Source organism: Shewanella sp. A22, assembly GCF_053850585.1.
Genome location: NZ_JBSQBN010000247.1, coordinates 1 through 1,291 on the forward strand (window position 1 = coordinate 1; position 1,291 = coordinate 1,291).

Genomic DNA, 1,291 nt, shown 5'->3' on the forward strand with positions numbered 1-1,291 from the left:
GCTTTTCGCAAGTTATTACGTCCTTCATCGCCTCTGACTGCCAAGGCATCCACCGTATACGCTTGGTCACTTAACCATACAACCCAAATGAGTCTTTCTTTTTTCGCTTGTTACTCATCACGCTGTCGTTATTGTGAACTTCATTTGTCAGTCATGTAGCGCTGCTACACTCCTTCCTCATTCGCTTCACGGCTTAGACACCGTTTCGATTAACTGCGCTTACCTTTTGAATATACAAATGATAAGAAAAACAGGGTCGTATTATGACCAGCTGGTTTTTACTTGTCTCACCTCCAGGGTAGGAAGTGGACTCGCCTTAGTTTTTAGAATAGTCAAGACACTTAAACAGTGTTTTGAGAACTCAAGTGTTAATGCTTTCGCATTAACGTTTTTCGCACTAACCTAATCACATCAATAACAACGAATCGTCATCAATGCGCCTTTTAGTTAGTACTATCAGCTTTCCAAATTGTTAAAGAGCGGGCTTAAAAAAGCCAAAGATAAAATTTCATTTATCTTTGGCATCTCTAACCTATGCATATACTTATCATTATGATAAATCTAAATGGTGGAGCAATATGAGTGGGATCGAACCGCTTTTATAGCGTGTTGATCAAACTAATTGAACCAACAAGTAAATGGTGGAGCTATGCGGGATCGAACCGCAGACCTCCTGCGTGCAAGGCAGGCGCTCTCCCAGCTGAGCTATAGCCCCATTTACATGCAGTTGAGATTAATATCCAGTATCCAATCACGAAGATTGGCGAAGCCAAATCGATTTAAATCAAGGCGGTTTATGCCGACGTTTAGCTTGCTAAACGAGGTATAAATCAACGCAGAGTTAAAGAAGATTTGGTGGGTCAGAGTGGACTTGAACCACCGACCTCACCCTTATCAGGGGTGCGCTCTAACCAGCTGAGCTACAGACCCGTTCTTTTTGGTTTTTTAATTCTTAATAAGAATCAAAATCCTCAAAAATACCTTCCGATATCTTTCTCTTTCTTCTATCAAGTAATCTGTGTGAACACTCACATGCATCGCTGCACTTTTAGGTATTGAGTTAGTCGTATAGGTAAGGAGGTGATCCAGCCCCAGGTTCCCCTAGGGCTACCTTGTTACGACTTCACCCCAGTCATGAACCACAAAGTGGTGAGCGTTCTCCCTAAGGTTAAACTACCCACTTCTTTTGCAGCCCACTCCCATGGTGTGACGGGCGGTGTGTACAAGGCCCGGGAACGTATTCACCGTAGCATTCTGATCTACGATTACTAGCGATTCCGACTTCACGGAG

2 tRNA genes and 1 rRNA gene are annotated in these 1,291 nt (G+C 43.2%); all 3 read right to left on the bottom strand.

Going from position 1 to position 1,291, the window contains the following annotated elements:
- Window positions 1–639 precede the first annotated feature (639 nt).
- Window positions 640–715: transfer RNA gene (locus ACWXWT_RS20520), tRNA-Ala, on the bottom strand.
- 138 nt (window positions 716–853) lie between these two features.
- A tRNA-Ile gene (locus ACWXWT_RS20525) sits at window positions 854–930 on the bottom strand.
- 143 nt (window positions 931–1,073) lie between these two features.
- Window positions 1,074–1,291: ribosomal RNA gene (locus ACWXWT_RS20530) — 16S ribosomal RNA — on the bottom strand; the annotation flags it as partial.